General features: G+C 56.7%; 18 protein-coding genes and 1 riboswitch. Of the genes, 10 read left to right on the top strand and 8 right to left on the bottom strand.

What is annotated here, in order from left to right:
• Window positions 1–7: 7 nt before the first annotated feature.
• From pilM to gspM, 3 genes are read left to right on the top strand one after another with little or no spacing between them, the layout of a single operon-like run.
• Window positions 8–988 carry a type IV pilus biogenesis protein PilM gene (gene pilM / locus BLU70_RS07975; RefSeq protein ID WP_176780861.1) on the top strand — a complete coding sequence of 327 codons (981 nt, stop codon included), beginning with the start codon at window positions 8–10 and terminating at the stop codon, window positions 986–988.
• A 3-nt stretch (window positions 989–991) separates the two neighbouring features.
• A complete protein-coding gene (locus BLU70_RS07970) occupies window positions 992–1,579 on the top strand; it encodes a PilN domain-containing protein (RefSeq protein WP_074693136.1) in 588 nt (195 codons plus the stop codon).
• Window positions 1,576–2,256 (top strand): type II secretion system protein GspM, encoded by a 681-nt coding sequence (gspM, locus tag BLU70_RS07965; RefSeq protein WP_074693135.1) that lies wholly within the window; start codon window positions 1,576–1,578, stop codon window positions 2,254–2,256. Before BLU70_RS07970 ends, gspM begins: the two co-directional genes overlap by 4 nt.
• On the opposite strand, the gene BLU70_RS07960 is transcribed toward gspM, so the two are convergent.
• Window positions 2,238–3,278 (bottom strand): type IV pilus twitching motility protein PilT, encoded by a 1,041-nt coding sequence (locus BLU70_RS07960; protein ID WP_218129483.1) that lies wholly within the window; start codon window positions 3,276–3,278, stop codon window positions 2,238–2,240. The two genes, gspM and BLU70_RS07960, sit on opposite strands and share 19 nt — an antisense overlap.
• A 48-nt stretch (window positions 3,279–3,326) precedes the next feature.
• Complete coding sequence (locus tag BLU70_RS07955; RefSeq protein ID WP_052012190.1) at window positions 3,327–4,112, bottom strand: prepilin peptidase; 786 nt, start codon at window positions 4,110–4,112, stop codon at window positions 3,327–3,329.
• Window positions 4,113–4,367: 255 nt separating this feature from the next.
• Between BLU70_RS07955 and BLU70_RS07950 the strand changes: the two genes are divergently transcribed.
• The gene (locus tag BLU70_RS07950; protein ID WP_040288605.1) at window positions 4,368–7,523 is read left to right on the top strand and encodes an efflux RND transporter permease subunit; all 3,156 of its coding nucleotides are present in this window, start codon (window positions 4,368–4,370) and stop codon (window positions 7,521–7,523) included.
• A 135-nt stretch (window positions 7,524–7,658) separates the two neighbouring features.
• Here the strand turns inward: BLU70_RS07950 and BLU70_RS14955 are convergent, their stop codons facing one another.
• Together BLU70_RS14955 and BLU70_RS07940 are read right to left on the bottom strand one after the other, a co-directional pair.
• Window positions 7,659–7,796: a BBE domain-containing protein gene (locus BLU70_RS14955; protein ID WP_074693133.1), complete on the bottom strand. Its 138-nt coding sequence runs from the start codon at window positions 7,794–7,796 to the stop codon at window positions 7,659–7,661.
• Window positions 7,783–8,844: a hypothetical protein gene (locus tag BLU70_RS07940; protein ID WP_074693132.1), complete on the bottom strand. Its 1,062-nt coding sequence runs from the start codon at window positions 8,842–8,844 to the stop codon at window positions 7,783–7,785. The genes BLU70_RS14955 and BLU70_RS07940 overlap by 14 nt, the downstream gene beginning before the upstream one ends.
• A 253-nt stretch (window positions 8,845–9,097) precedes the next feature.
• Between BLU70_RS07940 and BLU70_RS07935 the strand changes: the two genes are divergently transcribed.
• Entirely contained in the window at window positions 9,098–10,399 is a 1,302-nt protein-coding gene (locus BLU70_RS07935) for a glycosyltransferase family 39 protein (RefSeq protein WP_006445852.1), read from the top strand.
• A 6-nt stretch (window positions 10,400–10,405) separates the two neighbouring features.
• Window positions 10,406–12,820: a glycoside hydrolase family 95 protein gene (locus BLU70_RS07930; protein WP_074693131.1), complete on the top strand. Its 2,415-nt coding sequence runs from the start codon at window positions 10,406–10,408 to the stop codon at window positions 12,818–12,820.
• Between the two features lie 44 nt (window positions 12,821–12,864).
• Here the strand turns inward: BLU70_RS07930 and BLU70_RS07925 are convergent, their stop codons facing one another.
• Entirely contained in the window at window positions 12,865–13,821 is a 957-nt protein-coding gene (locus tag BLU70_RS07925) for a hypothetical protein (protein WP_006445850.1), read from the bottom strand.
• Between the two features lie 203 nt (window positions 13,822–14,024).
• Window positions 14,025–14,170: riboswitch (cyclic di-AMP (ydaO/yuaA leader) on the top strand.
• 95 nt (window positions 14,171–14,265) lie between these two features.
• On the opposite strand from BLU70_RS07925, the gene BLU70_RS07920 reads away from it, so the two are divergent.
• The 4 genes from BLU70_RS07920 (at window position 14,266) to BLU70_RS07905 (ending at window position 17,985) form a co-directional block, all read left to right on the top strand.
• A complete protein-coding gene (locus BLU70_RS07920; protein WP_040288603.1) occupies window positions 14,266–15,417 on the top strand; it encodes a betaine/proline/choline family ABC transporter ATP-binding protein in 1,152 nt (383 codons plus the stop codon).
• A complete protein-coding gene (locus BLU70_RS07915) occupies window positions 15,395–16,027 on the top strand; it encodes an ABC transporter permease (RefSeq protein ID WP_074693130.1) in 633 nt (210 codons plus the stop codon). The genes BLU70_RS07920 and BLU70_RS07915 overlap by 23 nt, the downstream gene beginning before the upstream one ends.
• A gap of 32 nt (window positions 16,028–16,059) precedes the next feature.
• Window positions 16,060–17,013, top strand: a complete 954-nt coding sequence (locus tag BLU70_RS07910) for an ABC transporter substrate-binding protein (protein ID WP_244885150.1) — start codon at window positions 16,060–16,062, stop codon at window positions 17,011–17,013.
• A 117-nt stretch (window positions 17,014–17,130) separates the two neighbouring features.
• Window positions 17,131–17,985 carry a mechanosensitive ion channel family protein gene (locus BLU70_RS07905; RefSeq protein ID WP_074693127.1) on the top strand — a complete coding sequence of 285 codons (855 nt, stop codon included), beginning with the start codon at window positions 17,131–17,133 and terminating at the stop codon, window positions 17,983–17,985.
• A gap of 58 nt (window positions 17,986–18,043) precedes the next feature.
• Here the strand turns inward: BLU70_RS07905 and rocF are convergent, their stop codons facing one another.
• The 3 genes from rocF to BLU70_RS07890 are packed head-to-tail and all read right to left on the bottom strand — an operon-like array spanning window position 18,044 to window position 21,475.
• A complete protein-coding gene (gene rocF / locus BLU70_RS07900) occupies window positions 18,044–18,940 on the bottom strand; it encodes an arginase (protein ID WP_006445845.1) in 897 nt (298 codons plus the stop codon).
• Between the two features lie 55 nt (window positions 18,941–18,995).
• Window positions 18,996–20,267, bottom strand: coding sequence for a Glu/Leu/Phe/Val family dehydrogenase (locus BLU70_RS07895; RefSeq protein WP_006445844.1), 1,272 nt, complete (start codon window positions 20,265–20,267; stop codon window positions 18,996–18,998).
• On the bottom strand, window positions 20,264–21,475 hold the full coding sequence (locus tag BLU70_RS07890) for an ornithine--oxo-acid transaminase (protein ID WP_074693124.1): 1,212 nt from the start codon (window positions 21,473–21,475) through the stop codon (window positions 20,264–20,266). The genes BLU70_RS07895 and BLU70_RS07890 overlap by 4 nt, the downstream gene beginning before the upstream one ends.
• Window positions 21,476–21,539 lie beyond the last annotated feature (64 nt).

Below are 21,539 nucleotides of genomic sequence, written 5' to 3'. Positions count from 1 at the left end.
GATGTTAGTGGCTTTGCGTGGCAAAAGCGTGTCGATTGGCGTCGAAGTGAGTGACACGAGCGTTCGCGTCGCGGAATTGGAGTGGGCAAAAGGACCCCGTTTGCGCCGTCTTGAGACCTATGAACTCGATGGCGAACCTGGCAGCAATTCCTCCGACCTTGATCTCGCGGCGTGGCAAGGCGTTTGGCAACGCGTGTTCCCACCAAGCGGTCGCAAAAAGCGGAAGTTGCACGTCGCGGTCCCGAACCGTTGGACGGTCATTCGCCAGTTAGGATTGCCGGACTTCTCCGATGAAGAATTGCGCAGCGTGATCGAATTCCAGTTGCAACACAACATCCATCTGCCTTTCGACGAGGTTACGTTTGATTTTGTGCGTTGCCCACGAGAAGAGGCGGCAGGCGAAGCCGGGACGGATGCGGAGACGAGTCTCATCCTGGTCGCGGCGGACAAACAGTTGGTCGCGCCGCTTGTGGAATCTCTTCGCCATAGTGGTGTGCGTCCCATTTCCGTCGACATCCATCCGCTGGCCGTGTATCGCTTATTGCGCAGATTCCATGGCGGCTTGCCACAGACGTTTCTCTTCATGGAAGTCAACGGCGATGTTGCAGATATGCATGTCTTTCATCAAGGGTTGCTTTATTTGACGCGCCAGTTCCCATTGCCAGTGCCGGCTACTGACGTATCCGCGGGCATGTTCGATAATCTCAACCAAATTGGCGTCGAGATCGAGCGGACGATGAACTTCTTTCGCTATTCGCTCAATCAGAGAGGTGTCGAGTTCGCGCAACTGTTGATTGCCGTGCCAGAGGGTGCCACAAGTGAGTGGTCGGCCCTTGAGGGGCAACTGGGCATCCCTTGTGAGATTATGTCTTTGTCGTCGCTCATCCGTAGCCACGTTTCGTTTTCGCGCAAAGTGACCATCCGCCCAGACGACCCATTTCTTCACGACTATGCGGCTGCAATTGGCCTGGCGCTTCGCGAGGTGTGAGACTTGGATATCAACTTATTGCCACGACCGCAAAAATCACACGGTAACCGTTTAGCGGCCGGCGGGCGCGGGCGCCTGCTTGTGTTTGGCGTGGTGACGCTGGCCGCCGCGGCTTGCGCGGCCTTGTTGGTCGTTTTACATGAGCAGGTCGCGCAGGTGGCTACACAGGTCGCCACCTTGAACGGCCAGGTGCAGACGGCCGAGCGTGGTAGCGCGCCTGCACATAGCGGGGGGGCTTCGGCGTTGCAGAGTGAACTTGCACAGGCGTCGGCTGCGCGGGTCGATTGGGCAACCGTTTTGCAGGAAATCGACGCCGCCTTGGTGGCCGATATGACAGTCGATGAGATCAAGTTGGCGGGCTCAGCGATGGAGATTCACGGGCGCAGTGCGAGTGTCGCCGAGGTGGCAGCTTTTGAGCAGAACTTGCAGAAGGATCCTTTTGCTGCATCGGTGACGTTCCAGGTTGCCAAAGAACCAAGCCAGTCGCCGGGGCAAACGCCTCAAGCTGTATTTGTCGGTGGCGGATCGAATCATTATATGTACGCGTATACCGTGACGTTGGCGATGGCGACGGGAGGGACGGCACAGTGAAGCGACAGCTTTCGAGGCGCGAACGTGTGTTGCTTTACGGCGCTGGCGTGTTGGCCGCCGTGGCGCTCGTCTATGTGTACGGCTTGGCGCCGATGCTGAATCGGTTGAGTGCGTTGCAGACGCAGCGACAATCGCTCGTCGCCACGATGAACTCGCTCTCAGAGCATCCCGCTACGAAGGCGAGCGGCAGCAAGGGCGGCGCGACCGTCGACATCCACACGGCTCTGCCTGTGGGGGAAAATGAGCCAAGCTTCCTACAGTTGTTGGCGGCGGCTGCGAATGCGAACAACGTCACTTTGCTGAGCGTGGCGCGGATGGATAGCGCAGGTGGGGCAGTGACATTAAGCAATGGTAGCTCTACAGCGGCGGCCGCGGCGGAGCAAAGCGCTTTGGCCAACAGCGCGCAGGCGCAAGCGGCGTTGCAGGCGTTAGAAGGTCAACTGGGCGACACCGGTACAAATAGCACTGGCCCGCTCGAGGTCGGCAGCGCGGGCATCCCCAGTCTTGATTACGCGGTCACGGTCAGCGGATCGGCCAAAGACATCGAAGCCCTGTTGGCCAATCTCTACCATAGTCAGCGGTTGCTTGACGTGTATGTCGCTGACCTTAAAGGGCTTGACGGAGCAACAGCGACGGCGAATTTGCAAATCGCCGCGTATTACCAGCCGGCCAATTGAGTCGACGACGTCCACTGCTTGAGCACGCTCGCTGCAATTTTGCCTTGCTGGACGAGCTCTTGCATGCTCATCTCCATCGTCTGCATCCCAAACTGCCTGCCGGTTTGCATCAGTGACGGAATCTGATGCGTCTTGCCTGTGCGGATAAGGTTTGCCACTGCTGGCGTATTGACGAGCACTTCAAATGAGGCGACGCGACAGGTTCCATCTGCGGAGCGGTGCAGGCGCTGCGAGACGACGCCCTGTAGCACGGAGGCGATTTGCAGGCGTATTTGTCCCTGTTGTTCGGCTGGGAAGACGTCGATGATGCGCTCGACGGTTTGTACCGCGTCACTTGTATGCAGTGTGGCAAACACGAGGTGGCCCGTTTCCGATGCGGTGATGGCCGTGCTGATGGTCTCGAGATCGCGCATTTCGCCGACGAGCAGGATATCCGGGTCTTGGCGCAGCGCAGCGCGCAAGGCAGGTGCGAAACCAAGCGTGTCAAGGCCAATCTCGCGCTGATCGACAATGGACATTTTGTGCGTGTGCAGATATTCAATCGGATCTTCGAGTGTAATGATGTGGCGGCGCTGTGTTTGGTTGATGGCGTCGAGCAGTGCGGCAAGAGAAGTGGACTTGCCGCTGCCGGTTGGCCCGGTGACGAGTACGAGGCCGTGTGGCTTTTCCATAAAGGTGCGGAAGACGCGGGGCAGGCCAAGCTCGTCCAGTGTCGGGATGCGCGCGGGGATGAGTCGAGCCGCCACGCTGATGCAACCGCGCTGGCGATAGGCGTTCACGCGATAGCGCGAGACGCCGCGGATGCTATATGAGAAGTCGATCTCGCCGCGCTCTAAAAACCGTCCCCATTGTTCCGCATTCATCATCGATCTCGCCATGGCATCGAGATCGTCCGGCGAAAGCGGCTCTCCTTGCGGCTCCAACTCGCCGTTCACCCGATACATAACTGGCGCATTGACGGAGAGATGCACGTCGGAAGCGTTTCGTTCTTTAGCCTCTACAAGAAATGCATCGATGTTCATGGAACTTCCCCCTGTGTTCATGGCGTGAGGTCGATGGCGGCATGTGCGCTACCATCCGACGAGTTGCATGTACACCCTCAGCAACGCGTGCCCGTACCAAGCCGTGACGATCACGCCGAGTGCGATAAACGGTACAAATGGCACGAGTTGTCCGGCTTTTAACTTTCCAGCAAGCCGCAAACCAAGGCCGATCACGCTGCCAAACAAGGCGGCGAGGACGAAGGAGAGCAAGCTGAGCCAAGGCCCTAGCATGGCGCCGACGGCGAGATACAGCTTGGCATCGCCAAGCCCCATGCGCCCACCCGACAGCAGACGTACGAGAAGTACCATCGCAAAGCCGACAACCAGACCCATGGCGGCATTTGGCCATGACTGGATGTGCGTCAAGCCGGAGGCGCAAAGAAAGATGACAGCAGCCGGAAGTGACAACACATTCGGGACGATCATCGCCGTCAGGTCCGTCCCGACAGCCATCATGATGTATAGCCAGAAGAGCGCCCAGACGACCACTTGCGCGATGGTATGTCCCTGCCACCAGGCGCTTGCAAAAAGGACACCGGTCAGCAGTTCGAGCAGTGGGTAACGCACGGCAATGGGTGTCCTACACTTTCGGCAGCGCCCTCGCAGTGCGAGCCACGAGAGGACGGGCACCAACTCCCACCAGGCCAACGTGTGATGGCAGTGTACGCAGTGCGATCTCGGCCAGACAACCGATTCGCGGCGTGGCACGCGATACGCGATCACGTTGGCAAACGATCCAAAGACCAGTCCATAGACAAACAAAAGCGCGGCAACGAGCCAGGTCACCGCAGGATATTGCACAGAAATAGCCATCTCTCCTTAGGTAAAAACCACTTTGCAAAGCGGCTTCGGCGTTGTTCATCCGCCAACCTATGCCTCACATCTACGCCCTGGCGGCGTCGAAATCCTGCTGTCTACGTCGACAAATGGCACATTTCAGGCTGATTCACTACAATTTCATAAAAAGTTTACTTGCAAAAGTAATGTACCCAAGCGAGGATAAAGGTCAGCAGGGGTGAAGGTGTACCCTTCGCCCTTCCCATCACATGATACAAAGGAGCCGATTCTGTGCGGATCGCCAACTTTTCTATTCGCCGTCCCGTTACCATCACGATGTTGATGGTGGCCGTCGTGTTGGTCGGCGTTTTTTCGGTGTTTCATCTGCCAGAGGAACTGTACCCGAAGCTGAACCTGCCGATTGCGGCCGTTGCGACCTCATGGACAGGGGCATCACCAGAGGAGGTCGAGCAACAAGTCTCGCATCCGATTGAGCAGACGTTGGAAGGTCTGTCCGGCGTGCAACTCATCGAGTCGACGTCGACGCAGGGCAGTTCGCTGGTCATCGTCGAGTTCAACTATGGCACGAATATTGACGAAGAACTCAACCAGATGCGCAGCCTCATCGCGCGCGTACAGCCAGGGCTGCCGTCCGATGCAAGCGCGCCAGCGGTGGAGCAGTTTGATCCGAGCAGCTTGCCGATTGTCAAAGTGTCGGTATATGGCACCGGGCACGTTTCGCAGCAGGTGGTCAGCGATGCGGCCACCCATATCGTCGAGCCCGCCATCGAGCGTCTGAATGGTGTCGCCGGTGTACAGACCGCAGGCAACCTGACGCGCCAGATCACCGTCGATGTCGATCCGGACAAGCTTGCCAAATACCACTTGAGCATCGAGCAAGTGGTCCAGGCCATCGCCGCTGATAACATGTCTGCAGATGCAGGGCAGGTGCAAAAGGGCAATTTGCTCATACCTCTCCACATCGACGGGCAGTTTGCAAGTCCAGCGGATTTGAACGACGTTCCCATCTCGCTTCCGCTCGGCGGCAATATTCCGCTCAAGGACATTGCTACGGTGAACGACGGGGACAAGACGGTGACACTCATCTCCACGGTCAATGGCAAACCAGCCGTGACACTTTCGATCTCTCAGGCGAGTGACGCAAACATCGTTCAGGTCTCCAATGCCGTGCGCCAAGAGGTCGCAAGTTTGGAGTCGCAATTACCGGCAGGCGTCCATCTGCAAATTTTGAGCGACAGTGCGCAGCCCATCCGTGACACGATTGATACCGTCGTCAATCACACAGTCCTAGGCTTTATTTTCGGCGTGCTCGTCATTCTGCTCATCCTTCGCAGCATTCGCACGACCGCCGTTGTCGCGGTTGCCATCCCGATTGCCACTCTGTCGACGTTTGCACTGATGGCCGCGGCTGGGCTGTCCATCAACTCGATCACGCTGGGGTCACTTGCGGTCGGCCTCGGATCGCTCGTCGATTTTTCGATTGTCGTGTTGGAATCCATCTTTCGCGCTCGTCAGCGGGGGCTGTCGGCCTTGGAAGCGGCCAAACTGGGGACGGAAGAAGTGGGGATGGCGGTGGTTGTCGCCGCTTGTGCGCAGATTTGTGTGTTTGCGCCGTCCATCTTTGTCCCAGGGCTAGCGGGGCAGTTTTTTAAGCCGCTCGCGCTCACGGTGTCATTTTCGCATGTGGCAGCTTTGTTCGTCGCGTTGACATTCACACCGATGTTGGCATCGCGGCTATTGCGTGGACGACGGTTTGAGCAGCCGGAAACGGTGCCCGGCGTCGATGCGCCATTTCGCGTGTATGCTCCGTTTGACTGGTCGGCACGCACGATGCACGGTTTGACTGCGGCGTATCGAGTAGCGCTACGTTGGGCGCTTGGGCATCGCAAGACCGTATTTGTCGTGACAACGCTCATGTTTGTGGCCAGTATTGCGATGGTGCCGAGAATTGGGTTTGAGTTGGTTCCCAATGTCGGTGATAACCAGATGACCGTTTCCATCGAGACGCCACAGGGTACATCGCTCACACGGACCAACGCGATCGCGCAACAGGTGGAGGCGATGGCGCGCACGAAGCTCACCGGCATCCAGCAAATCGATGCGCAAATTGGCGGCAATTCGTATAGCGATCTCGGGGCCACGAATCAGGCTACCGTAACAGTTTCATTCGCATCTAGTGTCGCATCGAAACAAGTGGATACAATGAGCCACCAGTTTGGCATCGACGTGCAGAAGGTGAAAGGCGCGCAGATTCAGGTGGCGGCCGGATCTGCCAACGGATCGAGCGGGCCTGCATCGAATCAGATTTCCGTGCAGATTCAAGGGCCGAACATGGCGGAACTGGTGCGCCTGAGCAACCAGGTTGTGCGCTTGATGCAGCAGACCAAGGGGCTTGAAGATATCCAGAATGGCGCAACGAGCGGCGTGCCGGATGTGCAGTTGACATTGAGCCAATCTGCGCTTGCTTCCTATGGACTGACGGAGCAGGAAGTGGAGTCGGTATTGCGAACGGACGTCAATGGAGCGGTGGCTTCGACGTTCAATCAAGGTGGCAATGCCTATGACATCGTCGTCCAGTTGCCGCCGTCTTACGCGCAGAACCTAAACAACCTATCCAAGCTGACGGTCGAGAATCAACGCGGAAACGAGGTGCCCGTGACCAAGCTTGGCACTGTCACCGATTCATCCGAACCGCCGCAGATCGATCACGTCAATGGCGAGCGCACCGTCACGGTGACCGCGACGCCGTATGGCGTCACGTCTGGGCGTGCGCAGGCGGCTCTGGCCAAGAAACTGAAGACGTTGCAGGTGCCAAATGGGTACAGCGTGGGCTTCGGGCAAAATGGGCAGTTTCTGCACTCGACGATGATCGATCTCGCGGCAGCGTTTGCCTTTTCAATTCTGCTTCTGTACATGTTGATGGCGAGCCTGTTTGAAGCCTTGTTGACGCCGTTTGTCATCATGTTCTGTCTGCCACCGACGTTTATCGGGGCGGCGCTGGGGCTATTCTTGACGCATCGATCCCTGAACATCGATTCAGCGATTGGTGTCATCATGGTCATGGGGCTGATTGCGAATAACGCCATCGTGCTCGTGGATTATGCCAACCGGTTGCGGCGCGAGGGGCACTCTCTGTACGACGCGCTCCTGCTCGCAGGCCCTGTGCGTCTGCGCCCCATTCTCATGTCGACCCTGACGACGGTGCTCGCGATGCTGCCACTCGTGATTGGTTATGGCAAGGGTGCCGCGACGCTGGCTTCGATGGCGACGGTCATTGCTTTTGGGCTCACCTTCTCGACGCTGGTCACGCTATTACTTGTTCCTGCCGTCTACCTGTCGTTTGCGGGCAAACGCGATGAACGCCGCCGCGCGAAGCAGCGTGGGGCAGATCCGGGCACAACGGGGGAACCATCGCTGGGGATTTGATAACCTAAGCGAGCACAGACGCGTGTTGGGTATTGAAAACGGGTGTTTGCAGATGCAGGCTGCCGGAGAAGAAATTCTCCGACAGCCTCTTTGCAATTTGCGCCCGATCTGAGGAGCTTTAGGGTGGGCGCATCATCATCCCGGTAGAATATTGGGATTCAATCGAAAGATGTTGTCGGGATCGAATTCGCGCTTGATAGTGGCGAGGCGTGCGTAATTGGCTCCGTACGTGGCGCGTACGACAATTTCGGGTTGTGCCTCAAGGCCAGCCATGTTGAGATAGGTGGCTACAGAATGTTGTTCCTCTGCAAGGGAACGATGAACATGATCCACCCACGCACTGCTCACTCTGGCCTTTTGCACGGCAATGCGGATTGCGCAGCTTGAGATCGTTGAGAAGAAACGTTCGGGCAACGTCGTGCATGACGAGTCCCATTTCCGTCGTCCGGACAAAGGAAAGGCGGCTGAGATCGCGAAAGTGGTCACGAGGAATGTCGACCTGCAGCAATTCGACGAGCATTTCCTGTGTGGCACTGCGCAAAAACGCTAGTCCTTCCACGAGTGGGCTCAGATGTGGAGCCACTTCGCTAAACATACGAAACGACAATTCAAGAACGGCTTCCAAGTCGCCGCCGAATCTCGCCTCGTCCTGTTGTTCAGTCGCTTGCACCGCAAAGGCGAGCGCGAGCGGATAGCCGGCCGTGGCGCGGCTGATTTTTTGTTGTACCTGCAAGTCGCGAATGCCGAATTCAGAGGTGTATTGCATCGATTGTTCCCACGTGAAGGGATGTAAAACCAAGCTCCTCAGGCGCATAACGCAGTTTGGATCCGTGCGCCAGCCAATGGATAAACCTTGGCGCGAGGCGAACACGAGCAATATATTCACCAGCGGCACTTGAGGCGCGAATTCTCTTCGCAAAAAGGAGTCGAGAAACGACATTTCCTCAAAGTGATCGAACAGAATGACGGTTTTTTTGAACTGCGCCCGTTCGTGCCACTGGTCAAGCAATTGGTCCAAAGGGGTCATGGATAAAGCGTCGGAAAACTGTAGCTGCGTTTGGAGATAAAAAAGTAGCTCGGAAGCGTTAGTAAAACCGGTGGTTCCGTCTACGTAAACTGTATCAGCTCCATATTGCCGAGCACAGGCGCGTATCTGCCCGAGAAATGTCGTTTTACCAATGCCGCCAATGCCTTGTACCGACCAGATGGCCGTCCCGGGGCGCGCCTCGGACAACCAGTCGATAAAGGGATGCAATTCTTCCTCACGCGTGATCAGCAACGGATTGCGGAGCCTCGACGCGTCGATGTCGAACGTGTTCATGGACCCAAGTGGACCTCCTTGTTGTACCATACGCTCCGATACCTGTTCGTAGATTTACGACGAGCAGCCACGTTAGTCCTGCATCACGAAGTGAAGCATCCCAACCACGGCAACCTATCATCGTTTATATGCGCGAGACATCCCAATCGGCTATCCTAAAGTGCATCGCCCATGTGCACTTTTTGTCGATTCGTGTACACTGGTGTTGGACAGGCTCAGCCGCAATCGATCACGCCATTAGGAGACCTGATACATGCGGAAAGCAAAGGCGCATTCGCGCGCTTGGATGTGGATTGCAGCCGTCGCCCTTGTGCCGCGGCTGCTTGTCATTTTTACATACGGGCCACACATGTCGTTGCACAGCGACGATGCAGGCTATTATCGAAGTGCCGTCTGGTTTTTGCAGTCAGGCACGCTATCGTATTACACGCCCGAGAAGCCCACTTTGCACATGATGCCTGGCATTACGTTTTTGCTCGCGGCCATCATCGCCCTTTTTGGCCAAGGGGCGTTCGGCTTGTATGTAGGGAAAATCGTGTTTGCCCTCATTGGCGCCGCCGGCGTCGTCGGCATTTATAAAACGGTCGGCAAGATCACGAGCCCGGCCTTTGCGGCCATCGTTGCGCTTGCGATTGCCCTGTATCCGCCGAGCGTCGAAATCGATACTTTGTTTCTCACAGAGCCACTGTTTACGGCCACGTTCGCCTGGGCTTTCTATTACTTGCTCAAGTTGGAGGAGACGAAAGCTCTGCGCGATCTCGTTTGGCTTTCCATCTTCTTTATGCTGGCGATGTATGTGCGACCAAACGTCGCGCTGTGGGCTGTCATCGGCATCCTGTACCTTGCCGCCAAGCGCTATCCAAGGCGGTTGCTCGTTCGCCACGCCGGTATTGCCGCAGCCATCGGCATTGCCTTCATGTTGCCGTGGTGGGTGCGCAACGAGGTGGTCTTTCACAAGTTTGTCTTGCTCACGGACGACAGTTGGAATCCGCTGCTACTTGGCACATTTCAGGGACAGGGCTATCCGCCGCCGGCCAATGAAGGTGCGGTGGAGCATCAGTTGTTGCGCGAGCACCCGAATCTTCGACCACAGCGATTGCACGAGCTGCCGTGGTTTGCCTTAGAAAAGCAGGTCGCGATACAGCGCATGCGCGAGTGGTTAAAGACGAATCCGCAGTCGTTTTGGCATACGTATCTATGGGTGAAGCCGCAGATTTTATGGCTCCGCGCGTATCTTCCAATTCCGATTTTCGGCATGAAAGGTGTGCAGTTGTTCAGTCTTCAGCGGTGGCTGGTCTATGTCTCCATCATTGGGCATGCTGTCGCGATGGTGTTTGCAAAAGGCAGGCGGTTGCAACTGTTGCTGGTTTGGGTAAGCCTGCTTTACTTCACCCTCTTGTTCTGTGTTTTCTTCGCGTTTGAACGTTATAATGTGCCGATTGAATGGTTGATGTTGATGGGTGCACCGGCCGGGCTGTGGGCGTTTGTGCGTTGGCTGTTGCGGCCAATGGCAAAGCATAAACGGCGGCGCCGGCCCGCGGCAGGAAGGGCGTGATGAACCATGGGCGACAGATCTGTTGCGCTGTGGTATGAAAAGCCAGCTGTGGCATGGACGGATGCCTTGCCTATCGGCAATGGCCGTTTGGGCGGAATGGTGTTTGGCGGCATTGAACATGAGCGGATTCATCTCAACGAGGACACGTTGTGGTCCGGCTACCCGCGTACAGTGGCGGTGCCGCGAAAGGCTGAGGAGACCTTGCGTCAGGTGCGAGAGCTCGTCTTGGCAGGCCGCTATCAAGAGGCCCACGAGGCGAGTAGGGGATTGTCAGGCCCGTATAGCGAATCGTATTTGCCTCTTGGGTGGCTGGAATTGGTGTTCGAGCACGGAGATCTTGCGCACGATTACCGGCGTAGCCTCGATTTGCGCACCGCCGTGGCGACGGTTTCCTATCGGATTGGCAGGACGCAGTTTACGCGCGAGATGTTTGTCTCACATGCAGATGAGGCGATGGTCATTCACTTGACTGCAGATGGACCATTGCCTCTGGCGTTCACGCTTTGCATGGGCAGCAAGTTGCGCCATGCCATCGCAGAAATGGCGGGTGATCTCGCGCTCACCGGCCAGGCGCCCATACATGTCGCGCCAAGCTACGAAGTCGATGACCATCCTATTCAGTACGCCGCACCTGACGATCCGCGACCGATACGGTTTGCGGCGCGGATTACTGTCGCTCGATGTGACGGGACGGTCGCTTGGTGCGGGGATGGACTGCGGATCGAAGGGGCGACGCGAGTGACCTTGCTGCTTGGGGCAGGGACCAACTTTCGGAGCTTTGCACTAAGGCCGGATGAGGCCCTGGATGTAAGCGCTAACCTTGGCCGGCAGCTCGCGGATTTGCGGACGACGCCATTTGCGGAGCTTAAGTCTCGTCATGTGGCGGATCACCAGAGGCTGTTTAATCGCGTCGAATTTGTCTTGGCTGATCCACGGCCTGACGAGAACGAAGGCTATCGCGATTTGCCTACTGACGAACTGATTGCGCGCTATGGAGTCCATGCAAAGAGGCTTGTCGAACTGTTGTTTCATTATGGGCGCTATTTGCTCATCGCTTCGTCGCGGCCGGGCACACAGCCGGCGAATCTACAGGGGATTTGGAACGATGCGACGCGCCCGCCATGGAGCAGCAACCTCACGTTAAACATCAATGCCGAGATGAACTACTGGCCTGTCGAAGTGTGCAATATCGGTGAATGCCATGAGCCACTATTGCGCATGATTGGCGAATTGGCGCAGACAGGCCGTGAAGTGGCGAAAAGATATGGGTGCCGCGGTTGGGTGGCACATCATAACACGGACATTTGGCGGATGGCGCACGCCGCCGGAGGAGACGGGCGGGGGGATCCGTCCTGGTCGATGTGGCCGATGGCCGGGCCGTGGCTGTGTGCACACCTTTGGGAGCACTATTTATTCTCGCGCGATCACGCGTTTTTACAAAACGTCGCCTATCCGCTGATGCGGGACGCTGCTTTATTTTGCATCGATTGGTTGGCATCCGATCCGTCAGGCAGAGGCCTCGCCATTCCGTCGACGTCACCCGAACACCATTTCGTCACACAAGATGGGCAGAAAGCTGCCGTTTCCGCCAGTTCGACCATGGACGTGATGCTCATGCGGGAACTGTTTTCCCACTGCATCGAGGCTGCGTCGACGCTTGGCGTCGATGCCGAGCTCTCTGCAGAGTGGGCCGCGTGGCAGGAGCGATTACGGCCCCTTCGTATCGGGCGCGACGGCAGGCTGCAGGAGTGGATGGAAGACTGGCAGGACGGAGAACCTCAACATCGCCATCTATCGCATCTATATGCACTCTATCCGGGATATCAGTTGACAGAGCCCGATTGCGCAAAGTTACGCGAGGCTGCCCGCAAATCGCTGATCGATCGCGGTGAGAGTGGCACAGGCTGGAGTCTTGCCTGGAAGGTCTGTCTGTTTGCACGTTTGGGAGAGGGCAATGCGGCATGGCGCTTACTTGGCAAGATGCTGACGCTGGTCGAGGATACCGCTTATGGCGAGGGCGGCGGGGTGTACCGCAATTTGTTTGATGCGCACCCGCCCTTTCAGATTGACGGGAATTTTGGCGTGATCGCAGGGATTGCGGAAATGTTGGTGCAATCGCACCGTGGGGAGATACACGTGCTGCCAGCGCTTCCGGATGCGTGGCCGCGCGGGCGCGTGCGCGGATTGCGTTGCCGGGGTGGATACACAATCGATATTGCTTGGGAAGGTGGTCGGTGGCACACGGTTGCACTGGACGCGGAGAGATTAGCCCGTTGCGTCGTGCGGCTTACCGATGCACATGACGCTGTAGTGACCACGGACGGGGATGGCGAAGTTGCCGTGGACAAGGGCGACGGAACGCTTGCCTTTGCCGTGACGGCGGGGGGGCGCTACCACATTCGACGCAAATCCGAAAGCTGACGGCAGGAGCGAGGCCGCACCTTGCTCCTGCCGCAAGACTTCCATCATCCTGGATATGGCTGCAGGGACGATGCCATCTGCAAGGCCGATGTGATGGGTGACGAGGCAGAGCTGGTTGTCTGCACTTGATAGACGTTGCCATTGGCACTCCAGATGAGCGTGACGGTCAAGTCGGTTCCCGCAGGATTGGCGTTATCGACGATGACTCGCCCCGTTCCGTCGGGCTTCGGCAGACTCGATGCGGCCAGTTGTGTGACCAGTTTGTCCGCAATCGGCGTCGGCGGTACCGACGTGTTTTCGTTGACGACCTGGCACGTCCAACTGCCGTTTGTCCAGTGAATGACGGTCGATCCACCGCTTGATGAGAGCGCAGCGGACTGGTTGTTCGGCAGAACGATGCCACTGCCGCCCGACGCGGGCTTGCCGCCTTTAAGCGCGCTTGCGAACGTATTGACGTTTTGGATTGCCGTCTGCGTATTTGCAAAATGGTCGATCTCGTAAGACGCATAGGTTTGCCCGCCTGCTGTCAAGCTCACATGGTACCCAGCCAAAAATTGCGGGCCGTTTGTCGTCGGTACCGTCTCATGGGCGTCGTACGAGGGATTGCCACCTGACGTCGGCTGGGGCACGAACGTCGGCGCATCTGCGCCTGGGAATCCATTTGTTCCAAGCGAGGTCATCGCCTGCGTGACGATGGACGGGAAGTTGCCGGAAACTTTCACGGTGCCCGTCCCGTTGGACGAGTCGTTGTTGCTGCCGCCAGACGACGAGTTGTTGGCAGGGCTCTGGCTGCTGTTGGATGTCCCGTTGGTTGTTGCGTTGGATTGGTTAGAGCTGGTGTTGTTCTCCGTTCCGGCCGTATTGTTTGCCCCACTTGCCGAGGGTGACGGCGTGGCCGTATTCGCAGGGCTGGTGGCCGTTTGGCCACCGCATCCTGTCAATACCAGGGCGCTGCCCAAAACGGCGAAGGCGGCAATCGCGACCTTGCGATGTTGTGGCATAGAAAATCCTCCTCGGATAGGGCAGCCTGGGCTGCCGGATGCAGATGTCAAGTCGAAGTACCATCAGCGTGACCTATGTCAGATTCGACATGGTTCGTTGGATTTCCTGTTCGGGTTTCCCCTTGTTGGGTGTGGCCTACCGGAACTTGCAACTCATTTACGTTGTGGTACAATACCCTCCATACACACTTTCTCCAACCAAATGACATCAAGGGCCGAATCCTGCCGCTGGCAGGAACGGGGGAACCAATTATTGGGGTGAATTGCAGGCGAACGCCCAATTCGTTTGCATAGGCACCGAGGGTGCCGAATCCGTCAGCTAACCTCGTAGGCGAATAAGTGTGTGTTTGGATCTTCCGCATCAATACATCTTTCTTAATCTCAGCACTTGTGTGACGAAGATCTCCTGCCTGATTGATTGACAGCTTTGGGGAAGGAGCGGATATGGCAAAGGCCATCGAATTTATTTCTGTTTGCAAAGATTTTAATGGGAAAGGTATCGTTCACGATCTGAACCTGTCCATTGAAAAAGGCAACTTGGTGACGTTGATTGGACCGTCCGGGTGTGGGAAAACAACCACTTTAAAGATGATCAATCGTTTGATTGAACCGACGAGTGGGACTATTTCTGTCCATGGCGTCGATATCTCGCGCATAGATCCCGTGGAATTGCGGCGCGAAATTGGCTACGTCATTCAACAGATTGGGCTTTTTCCGCACCTGACCATTGAAGAAAACATCAGCTTGGTGCCTCGCATGAAGGGACAGCGTAAGGATGTGTGCGTAAAGCGGGCGTATGAGCTGTTGGATGTAATGGGGATGGATCCGGCAGTGTTTGCCTCGCGCTATCCGAAGGAATTAAGCGGCGGCCAGCAGCAGCGCGTTGGCGTAGCACGCGCGCTCGCGGCTGATCCAGAGATCATTTTGATGGATGAGCCGTTTAGTGCGTTAGATCCCATCAGTCGAGAACAATTACAAGACGAGATTGCAAAGCTGCAGGCAGAGCTTCAAAAGACGATTGTCTTCGTCACACACGACATGGATGAAGCGTTGAAGATTGCGGACCAAATCGTTCTTATGCAGCACGGGAAGATCATTCAACAAGATGTACCGGAACAGATTTTGCGGCACCCCAAGAACGATTTCGTCCGGCAATTTGTCGGCGAAAAGCGGTTTGCCCAGGCGGCGACGCGGGCGACCATCGAAGATGCCATCGTGCAGGCTGTCACAGTTCGCCCGCATCGGGGCATTGCCGAGTGCATTCAGTTGATGCGGACCAGAAGAGTGAACGGGTTGATTGTGACGGATCGAAGCGGCCGTTATCTTGGGGTCGTCGATGCGATGCGCGTGCTTGGGTCGTTCGCCGACGAAGGCGCGACGGCGGCGACGGTGATGGATGCCAGCGTTCCTGTCATTCAGCCGGGGACGGACGTCGCACCAGTGATTGCGCTGTTGCAGGCGGACGGCCATGGATTTTTGCCGGTGGTCGACGGCGAGGAGCGGTTATTGGGCGCCGTAACTCGCGGTAGCGTGCTGAAGCTGATGACACCGACCGGCGGGGAGGTGCATGAGGATGCCGCTATGGCAAGCGTTTAACAGCAATTGGGGAGCCTTGGGGACGGCGTTGGGCCAGCACATTTACTTAAGCGTCCTTTCCATTCTCATTGCTTCTGTCATCGCCATACCGCTCGGCGTCTACATCACGGGGCATCCTCGCTTGGCGAACGTGGCGCTCACGGTGGTGTCCATCATTCAAACGATTCCGAGCCTTGCGTTGCTCGGTTTTATGGTGCCGTTGTTCGGTATTGGTACGGTGCCGGCCGTGATCGCGCTCGTACTTTATGCTCTGCTGCCGATTGTCCGAAACACGTACACAGGGATCATGGAAGTGGATCAGAGCCTGATAGAGGCGGCTAGAGGCATGGGCATGACCAAGTGGCAAACGCTCTTTCGCGTTCAGTTGCCGCTTGCGCGCAACGTCATGATGGCGGGGCTGCGCACCGCTACGGTGTTGACGATTGGCGTGGCGACGTTGGCGACGTTTATTGGCGCTGGTGGGCTTGGCGATTTAATCATGCGGGGCGTCAACATGATCGATCCGCCACTGATTCTGGTTGGGGCGATTCCGGCAGCGTTGCTTGCCATCGTGTTCGATCAACTGTTGCACTGGATTGATCGGCGAATGACGCCAAGAGGACTGAGATGAAGAGATAGGTTTACTGCTAGGGAGGTAGTGGTTTGCGTAGATTCGGGCGTTACGGAAGGTCGCTATTTAGGTTTTTCACAGGGCGTCGCCAACTGCGAACCGCCAGTTATTCCGTCATTTCGCTGGCGCTGATCGCGGCCGTTACAGGTTGTGGTACGGGCGGGGCAAGTAACAGCAATACGATTGTCATCGGCGGCAAAAATTTTACGGAACAGCTCATTATGGCGAATGTCCTAAAGTTGTTGATCCAACACGACGATCCGAAACTGCACGTGGTCATGAAAGACAACTTGGATACCAACGTGCTGTGGAACGCAATGAAAAATGGCGATGTCGATGCGTATGTCGAATACACAGGAACAGGTTTGGTCAACATCTTGCACGACAAAGTAACCCAGGATCCAAACAAGGCTTACGACGAAGTGAAGCAGCAGTTTGAGCAGAAGTATCATGTCACCTGGTTAAAACCGATTGGTTTTAACGACACCTACGCGATGGTGATGCGCGCAAGTGAAGCGAAACGCCTCGGCATTTCAACGCTCTCCCAGCTTGCGGCCAAGTCTCCGTCGTTGACGCTCGGTTCGGAGCAGAACTTCGTCGGCCGCGCCGACGGATTGCCTGGCTTGGAAAAGGTGTATGGCGCTCACTTTCAATCGGTGAAGACCATGGAGGTTGGGCTGAAATACGAAGCCCTGATCGATAAAAAGGTGGATGTCGTCGATGGCTATTCGACGGATCCAGAAATCCCTGAGTATCATCTGACGGTGTTGCAGGATAATCGGCACTTTTTCCCGCCTTATTACGCGGTCCCTATCATTCGAGACAGTACGCTAAAGGCGCATCCCGAACTGCGGGGCATCTTGAACAAACTGGCAGGGACGCTAGACGACAGCCAGATGCAGCAACTTAACGCCGAAGTGGATGTCGACAAAAAGTCGCCTTCTGAGGTGGCGAAAGACTGGCTTACCGCGAAAGGCCTGATTTAAAGTTTCAGCGTCACGAATGAGCGTCACGAATGTGAAAGAAGCCCGCCTGCGCGCGGGCTTCTTCGTGCACTCCGGTGGCCATTTGAGAAGCGACGCTTTTGCGAGGTGACAACTTTTATGCAGATGTGGAAAACAGTTCAACATTATGTGGCGACACATGTCACGGGTGCAGAACACATATCCTGGGATGCGTTGCGGATTGTTGTTCTGCTGATTGGCGCAAAAATTTTCATCCATGTAGCTTGTAAGGTTTTGCACAAAATTATTTATTCGCGAAATAAGTTAGACGAGCGTCGGCAACATACATTGAATTCGCTTTTTACCAACATCGTTCGCTACTCGGTGTACTTTATCCTATTGCTCACCATTCTCCCGATTGTGGGGGTGCACATTGAGGCGCTTCTCGCTGGAGCGGGCGTTGCTGGCATTGCGATTGCCTTTGGCGCGCAAAGCTTGCTGAAGGACTTTTTTAACGGGCTCTTTATCTTGTTTGAGGATCAGTATGGCGTCGGTGACTACGTGACGATTAATGGGTTGACCGGCCAAGTCAAATCCATCGGTTTGCGCATCACGGTGCTCAAAATATGGACAGGCGAGGTGGTGGTGATACCCAATGGGCAAATCGCGCAGGTTGTGAACTTTTCTAAGGAGAATTCTATCGCCGTGATCGATGTGAACGTTGGATACAACGCGGATGCAGATCTGGCCATCTCCATCGTGCGCGATGTCATGGAACAACTTCGGGAAACGCAAAGCAATATCGTGGGGAGTATCGATGTCCTTGGCATGAATGCGCTCAACGACTCCAATTACACGATTCGCGCGACGGCCGAGTGTGAGCCGTACACGCAGTGGAGCGTGATGCGTCTGGCGAATCAACGGATCCATCGCGCCTTTGCGGAACATGGAATCGACTTGCCGGCACAAAAGGTCGTGTATATGCAAGGCGGGCACAAGCCCGTGCAGGCTTGATGGGATGAGGGGACCGCCTGCGGCGTCGTCCCCTCGCAAGGGCCTTATGGGTTTGCGCTTACAACACCCGTTTTCCGAACAAAGATTCCACGAGTTCGACGGCCATGCGTCCCGTTTGATTGCGGTGGTCGAGAATGGGGTTGACTTCGACGACGTCGACAGACAAAAGCGTACCGGACTCGGACAAAAGTTCCATGGCAAGATGTCCTTCGCGATAGGTCACGCCACCATTCACCGGTGTCCCGACGCCCGGCGCAAACATGGGATCCAGGCCGTCGAGGTCCAGGCTGAGATGGATACCGTCTGTCCCCGTTGCCGCAAGCTCAATCGCTTTGCGCATGACGGCGTCCATGCCCATCCGATCGATGTCGGCCATGGTGAATACGTGCACGCCTGATTGACGAATCAGTTCTGCTTCGGGCGGATCGATAGAGCGAGCCCCGACCAGGACGACATTCTCTGGCTGCACCTTCGGGCGAATGCCGAATAGGCCCGTGAGCGCCTCGTGCCCGATGCCGATGCTTGCGGCTAACGGCATGCCGTGGATGTTCCCGGAAGGCGTGGTTTCGTCTGTGTTCATGTCGCCATGCGCGTCAAACCAAATTACGCCGAATTGCTTCTTGGCAGCGGCCATGCCAGCGAGGCTGCCCATGGCAATGCTGTGATCGCCTCCGAGAATGACAGGGGTGTATCCGCTTCCGACGGCATCGCGCACCCGCTCAGCCAAGGCCTCGCAGACCGAGACGACCTCTTTGAGATATTTCAACTTTTGATGCTCAATGTGCCGCGTTTCCGGGGTTGGCACCATGACATCGCCAAGATCGCGGACACGATAGCCGAGACGCTCAAGTTTCTCCTTGAGGCCGGCATAGCGGATGGCGCTTGGCCCCATATCGACGCCGCGGCGGTTTTGACCGTAGTCGGACGGTACCCCGATGATGTGAATCTCCTTCATGTCCGTTCCCTGCTTTCCTTACAAATTGGGTGAGCCACTCGCCAGGCGGCTGGGCTTAGAGCCAGCCGCGTAGCTGTGTAGCTTGTGCCGTACGTTCAATGCCTGTCATGTACGCAGAGAGGCGCATATCCACCTGATGGCGCACCGATGTGGCGTAGACCTTTTCAAACGACTGGCGCATGGCTTGTGCCAAACGCTGTTCCACTTCTTCGCGCGTCCAGTAATACCCCTGGTTATTTTGAACCCATTCGAAGTACGATACCGTCACGCCGCCGGAGTTGGCGAGTACGTCTGGCACCAGCAAAATACCGCGATCGCTCAGGATGCGTGTCGCCTCCAGGGTCGTCGGCCCATTCGCCGCTTCCACAACGATGGCTGCCTGAATGCGATCCGCGTTATCTGCCGTGATCTGGTTTTCGATCGCGGCGGGCACCAAGATGTCACACGGCTTTTCAAGCAGTTCTTGATTGCTGATGGTGTTTTGAAAGCGCGTCGTCACGGTGCCAAACGAGTCGCGTTGTTCGAGCAGATCAGGAATTGGCAAACCTCGTTCGTCGTACAGCGCGCCGTATGCGTCGCTGATCCCAACCACACGCGCACCCTGCTCGTGCAAAAACTGTGCCAGATAGCTGCCGGCGTTGCCGAAGCCTTGAATGATGACGCGGGCTCCGGGCAGTTGCATCGCGCGCCGTCGTGCCGCCTCCTCGATGCAAATGAGCACGCCTCGCGCCGTCGCCGTCTCCCTTCCTTCCGATCCGCCGAGCACCCGCGGCTTGCCGGTGATAAAGCCGGGGGAATCGAACTCGCGCAGGTGGCTATATTCGTCCATCATCCACGCCATGATCTGCGAATTGGTGAACACGTCAGGCGCAGGGATGTCTTTTGTCGGACCGACAATTTGGCTAATGGCGCGAACGTATCCGCGGCTGACGCGCTCGAGCTCTGCGAACGACATCTGGCGCGGATCGCAGACAACACCGCCTTTGCCACCGCCATACGGCAAGCCGTTGATGCCGCACTTGATGGTCATCCAAAGCGAAAGTGCCTTGACTTCCGACTCATTGACATCAGGGTGAAAGCGAACGCCGCCTTTGGTCGGGCCAACCGCGTCCGAGTGCTGGGCGCGGTAACCCGTAAAGATCTGTACACTACCATCGTCCATGCGGACGGGAAAGCGCACGGTGAGCATGCGCAGCGGTTCTTTAAGCAGTTCATAGTACTGCGGCCCGTAGCCGAGTTGTTCGAGGGCCGCACGGATCACGGTCTGTGCCGAGCGCAGGACATCCATCTCTTGATTCGCGTCATGGATTAAAGAGTCGGCAATCATGGTGTCACCTCGGTGAGTACGCGTTCAATTCGTGCAAGTGCCCAGTCCAGTTCGTCCTCGCGGATGACGAGGGGCGGGGCAAAGCGGATGGTTGTATCGTGCGTCTCTTTGCAGAGCAATCCTTCTTGTTTCAAGCGTTCGCAATAGGGGCGAGCTTTGGTGGTGAGCTCGACCCCGACGAACAGACCGCGGCCACGCACCTCTTTCACCACCGGGCTGTGCACATTGCGAAGGCGGGAAAGAAACGCCGCTCCGAGCGTGCGCGAGCGCTCGACGAGATCCTCGTCTTCCAACACGTCAAGTGCGGCCACGGCAACCGCGGCGCCAAGAGGATTGCCGCCGAACGTCGAACCGTGCGATCCTGGCTCAAAGACCCCAAGGACTTCTTCGTCCGCTGCGACAGCCGACACGGGGAACACGCCACCGCCGAGGGCTTTACCAATAATGTACACATCCGGAACCACTTGTTCCCATTCACAAGCGAACATTTTCCCGGTGCGTCCTAGACCTGTTTGAATTTCATCGGCGATAAAGAGGACGTTGTTCTGCTTACACAGTTCATGCGCCGCGCGTAGATACCCATCCGGCGGCAACACAATGCCAGCTTCCCCTTGAATCGGCTCCACCAAAAAGGCCGCGGTGTTTGGCGTGATGGCCGCGCGCAACGCCGCGATGTCGCCGTAGGGGACGATGCGGAATCCAGGCGTCAGCGGGCCAAAGCCGCGTTGGTACTCGGCGTCCGACGAGAACGAGATGATGGTCGTCGTGCGTCCATGAAAGTTCCCTTCGCACACGATGATTTCAGCCTGATCCGCAGGTACGTGTTTTACGTCATACGCCCAGCGGCGCGCCGCCTTAATGGCCGTTTCAACCGCTTCAGCGCCTGTGTTCATTGGCAAAATCATCGGCTTGCCGGTGAGTTTGGCCAATCGTTCGTACATGCGCCCAAGTTTGTCGTTGTAAAACGCGCGCGAGGTCAGTGTGATTTGATCCGCCTGATCTTTGAGGGCGGCGATGATTTTCGGGTGGCGATGGCCTTGATTGAGAGCCGAATACGCGCTCAACATGTCCAGGTAACGGTTACCCTCTTCATCCCAAACCCAGACACCTTCGCCTTTGACCAGTACCACTGGCAGTGGGTTGTAGTTTTTCGCTCCATATGTTTGCTCCAAACGCAGTGCTGTGGAGGTCTGTGCCTGATCCGTCATGGGATAATCATCCTCTCTTATCTGAATCTAAAACCCCGGGCCGTTGTGCCCCCCGTTTTGGCAA

It is taken from the genome of Alicyclobacillus hesperidum (genome assembly GCF_900107035.1).
Classification (GTDB): domain Bacteria; phylum Bacillota; class Bacilli; order Alicyclobacillales; family Alicyclobacillaceae; genus Alicyclobacillus; species Alicyclobacillus hesperidum.
The sequence above is the reverse complement of the archived record's forward strand: the minus strand, read 5'-3'. Positions and strand labels throughout refer to the sequence as shown.